Here is a 4,207-nt window from a genome sequence, read left to right as displayed (position 1 = left end):
GCCCCTGCGGATACGGCCCCTGCGGCGGCGTGCTCATCCGTCCAGCCTGATCGGTACGGTTCCCGCCGGCTCGCTGTCGGGGAAGTAGGACCCGATGGTCAGCCGGAGGCCGGTGGTGTCGCCGGAACCGCTGGCCACGATGATCCCGTCCCAGCCGGTCGTGCCGGTCGTGCCCTGCTCCGGCGTCGGCCCCTGCCAGACCGCGCCGCGCGCCCGCAGTGCGTTCAGGTAGAAGGCCTTGACGACAGCAAGGCTGGAGCGGACGCGATACACCTTGGCGTACTGCTCCGTGCTCACCACGGTCGTGCCCGCGGGCAACGGGAAATCGGCGCGCAGCCGATTCCCCAACTGCTGACCTGGACGGGGCGGCGCGGTCGCGCTCTCGTGGGACACCGACGTCTGCGTCGTCACCGCGATCAGCGCGCTGACCACCACGGCGATCGCGGTGATGACGATGCACACCACCCGGGCCGAGCGTTCACCGGACGTGCCCACCCGAGGGTCGCGGACGGGCACGCCCGGGTAGTACGTCATCTCGGTGCGGCGGTCAGCCCTTGGCCAGCTTGGTCAGCTGCTCGGCGCGGTCGGTGCGCTCCCAGGTGAAGTCGGCGTCCTCCCGACCGAAGTGGCCGTAGGCCGCGGTCTTGGCGTAGATCGGCCGCTTGAGATCGAGGTCCCGGATGATCGCCGCGGGGCGCAGGTCGAAGACCTGGTTGATCGCGTCGATGATCTTGTCGGGGTCGACGGTCTCGGTGCCGAAGGTCTCGACGAACAGGCCGACGGGCTCGGCCTTGCCGATCGCGTACGCGACCTGGACCTCGCAGCGCTTGGCCAACCCGGCGGCGACGACGTTCTTGGCCACCCAGCGCATGGCGTAGGCCGCCGAGCGGTCGACCTTCGACGGGTCCTTGCCGGAGAAGGCGCCACCGCCGTGGCGGGCCATGCCGCCGTAGGTGTCGACGATGATCTTGCGGCCGGTCAGGCCGGCGTCGCCCATGGGGCCACCGATGACGAAGCGGCCGGTCGGGTTCACCAGCAGCCGATAGTCGGAGGTGTCGAGCTGCGGCACCAGCGCCAGCACCGGGCGCACGACGTGCTCCTCGATGTCGGGCTTGAGCAGCGTGTCGAGGTCGATGTCCTCGGCGTGCTGGCTCGACACGACGACGGTGTCCAGACGCGTGGCGACACCGTCGACGTACTCGATGGTGACCTGGGTCTTGCCGTCGGGACGCAGGTAGGGGACGGTGCCGTTCTTGCGGACCTCGGTGAGCTTCTCGGACAGGCGGTGCGCGAGCCAGATCGGCAGCGGCATCAGCTCGGGGGTCTCGTCGCTGGCGTAGCCGAACATCAGACCCTGGTCGCCCGCGCCCTGCGACGCGATCTCGTCCTCGGAGGACTCGACACGCTTCTCGTAGGCCGTGTCGACGCCCTGCGCGATGTCGGCCGACTGCGCGCCGATGGAGATGCTGACGCCGCAGGACTCGCCGTCGAAGCCCTTGCGCGAGCTGTCGTAGCCGATCTCGATGATCCGGTCGCGCACCAGCTTGGGGATGTCGGCCCACGCGGACGTGGTGACCTCACCCGCGACGTGCACCTGGCCGGTCATGATCAGGGTCTCGACGGCGACGCGGCTCTGCGGGTCGTCAGCCAGCAGGGCGTCGAGGATGGAGTCGCTGATCTGGTCAGCGATCTTGTCCGGGTGTCCCTCGGTGACGGACTCGGACGTGAACAGACGTCGGCTCACAAGATCTCCGGAAAGTTGCGGTTGGCGGTCGCGCGAAAGTCTATCCGGCGGGCAGGAAACGGGCCGCCACGGCATCCCAGAGCGCGGCGGCCAGGGCGGATTTCGGGCCGTGTCCGACGACGGTCTCGGTGCCGTCGCGGCCGAGCAGCACGGCGGCGTTGTGGGTCTGTCCGAAGGCCAGGTCGGGCCCGACCTCGTTCACCACCAGCAGGTCGCAACCCTTCCGGGCCAGCTTGGCGCGACCCAGGTCGAGCACGCTGTGCCGATCGTCACCGGTCTCGGCCGCGAACCCGACCACGACGGTCCCGGGACGCCTGCCGGCGACCAGGCCGGCCAGGACGTCGGGGTTCTCCTCCAGGGTCACCGGCTCGGGGGGCGCGCCCGATTTCTTGATCTTGTGGGCGGCGTGCTGCGCAGGACGGAAGTCGGCGACCGCGGCGGCCATGACGACGACGTCGGCGTCCTGGGTGGCCTTCTCGACCGCCTCCCGCAACTCCAGCGCGGTACCCACGCGGACGACGTCGACGCCGGCCGGGTCGGGCAGTTCGACGTTGGCCGACACGACCGTCACCTGCGCGCCCCGGGCCGCGGCGACGGCGGCCACCGCGTACCCCTGACGGCCGGAGGAGTTGTTGCCCAGGTAGCGGACCGGGTCCAGCGGCTCGCGCGTGCCGCCGGCGCTGACGACGACCCGGCGGCCGACGAGGTCATGGGGCAGCGCGTCGGGCCGGTGCAGCAGCAGCTCGGCGAGCTCGGCGATCTGGACGGGTTCGGGCAGGCGGCCCTTGCCGGTGTCGGTGCCGGTGAGCCGGCCGCTCGCCGGCTCCATGACCGTCGCGCCGCGCCGACGCAGGACGGCGACGTTGTCGACGGTGGCGGGGTGCTCCCACATCTCGGTGTGCATGGCCGGGACGTAGAGCACCGGACAGCGTGCGGTGAGCAAGGTGTTGGTGAGCAGGTCGTCGGCCAGGCCGTGGGCGGCCCGCGCGAGCAGGTCGGCGGTGGCGGGCGCGACGACGACCAGCTCGGCCTCGCGGCCCAGCCGCACGTGCGGCACGCGGTCGGCGTCGGTCCAGACGTCGGTGGCGACCGGCCGGTGCGAGAGGGCGGCCCACGTCGGGGCGCCGACGAACTCCAGGGCCGACGCCGTGGGTGCGACGGTGACGTCGTGCCCGGCCTCGGTGAGCTTGCGCAACAGGTTGGCGACCTTGTAGGCCGCGATGCCGCCGCCTACGCCCAGGACCACCCGGCTCATGGCTGATCCGGCCTGGATCAGGCGGTGGGGGTGCCCTCGGAGGGCTTGAACTCGATGAGGTCGGAGTTGATCTCACGCAGCGAGATCGACAGCGGCTTCTCCTGCGGCGCGGTCTCGACGAGCGGGCCGACGTACTCGAGCAGGCCCTCGCCGAGCTGGCTGTAGTAGGCGTTGATCTGGCGCGCCCGCTTGGCCGCGATGATCACCAGCGCGTACTTCGACTGGGCACGCTCGAGCAGCTCGTCGATGGGCGGGTTGGTGATGCCTTCGGCGGTGGAGACGGATTCGGACACGACTCAACTCTCTGATTGCGATTCAGGGTCGCGACGGACGGGCCGCCACGCACAGAAGTCTACCAACGGCGGCCCCGGAACGCCGATTCCACACGGGCCGGCGCCATAATGCCCCGGTGACCGATTTGATCGCCGGGCGCTTCGCCCTGTGCGATCCGATCGGGCGTGGCGGCAGCGGCACGGTCTGGCGTGCCCACGACCGCAAGCTCCGCCGCCTGTGTGCGGCGAAGGTGCTGCGGCAGCGCGACGCCGGGGACCTGCTGCGGTTCGTGCGCGAGCAGTCGGTGCGCATCGCGGGCCCGCACGTGCTGTCGCCCTACTCGTGGGCCGCCGAGGACGAGCACGTCGTCATCGCCAGCGAGCTGGCCGAGGGCGGGTCGCTGGCCGGGTTGCTGCGCCGCACCGGCCCGCTGGCGCCGGCCACCGTCGCGCTCGTGCTCGACCAGCTGCTGGAGGCGCTCGGCCACGTCCACGACGCCGGCATGGTCCACCGCGACGTGAAGCCGGCCAACGTGCTGCTCCGGGCCACCGGCACCGGGCCTGTGTACGCGATGCTCGCCGACTTCGGGCTCACGATCCACCACGCCGATCCCCGGCTCACGGAAGCCGGGCTCATGGTCGGGACGCCCGGGTACTTCGCGCCCGAGCTGCTGCGCGGCGGGGTCGCTCCCGAACCCCGGCACGACCTGTACGCGGCCGGACGGGTGGCCGGCACGCTGCTGACCGGTACCGAACCCGACGGGTTCGCGCCCTCGACCCACGGCTCCGGCCCGCTCGCCGACATCGTGCGGGCGCTGACCTCGCCGGACCCGGCGCGGCGCCCGGCCGGCGCGGCCGAGGCCCGAGCCGCGCTCCGCCCCGCGCTCGGCGACGCCCGTCCGCACACGTGGGACGGCCGGCCCGTCGACGTCGAGT

General features: G+C 71.9%; 5 protein-coding genes. 1 reads left to right on the top strand and 4 read right to left on the bottom strand.

Annotated elements, in window-relative coordinates; genetic code table 11:
* Positions 1-33 precede the first annotated feature (33 nt).
* The 4 genes from ACFFCA_RS15445 to rpoZ are packed head-to-tail and all read right to left on the bottom strand — an operon-like array spanning position 34 to position 3,292.
* Positions 34-534, bottom strand: a complete 501-nt coding sequence (locus ACFFCA_RS15445) for a hypothetical protein (RefSeq protein ID WP_375486341.1) — start codon at positions 532-534, stop codon at positions 34-36.
* Between the two features lie 13 nt (positions 535-547).
* The gene (metK, locus tag ACFFCA_RS15440; RefSeq protein ID WP_375486340.1) at positions 548-1,744 is read right to left on the bottom strand and encodes a methionine adenosyltransferase; all 1,197 of its coding nucleotides are present in this window, start codon (positions 1,742-1,744) and stop codon (positions 548-550) included.
* A gap of 40 nt (positions 1,745-1,784) precedes the next feature.
* A complete protein-coding gene (coaBC, locus tag ACFFCA_RS15435) occupies positions 1,785-2,999 on the bottom strand; it encodes a bifunctional phosphopantothenoylcysteine decarboxylase/phosphopantothenate--cysteine ligase CoaBC (RefSeq protein WP_375486338.1) in 1,215 nt (404 codons plus the stop codon).
* Between the two features lie 17 nt (positions 3,000-3,016).
* A complete protein-coding gene (gene rpoZ / locus ACFFCA_RS15430) occupies positions 3,017-3,292 on the bottom strand; it encodes a DNA-directed RNA polymerase subunit omega (RefSeq protein WP_375486336.1) in 276 nt (91 codons plus the stop codon).
* 116 nt (positions 3,293-3,408) lie between these two features.
* Between rpoZ and ACFFCA_RS15425 the strand changes: the two genes are divergently transcribed.
* Positions 3,409-4,207: serine/threonine-protein kinase (locus ACFFCA_RS15425; protein ID WP_375486335.1), on the top strand; the 799-nt coding region annotated here is incomplete at its 3' end.

This window comes from uncultured Jatrophihabitans sp. (genome assembly GCF_964252635.1).
Lineage (GTDB): Bacteria > Actinomycetota > Actinomycetes > Mycobacteriales > Jatrophihabitantaceae > Jatrophihabitans.
This window is presented reverse-complemented; position numbering and strand designations above follow the sequence as displayed.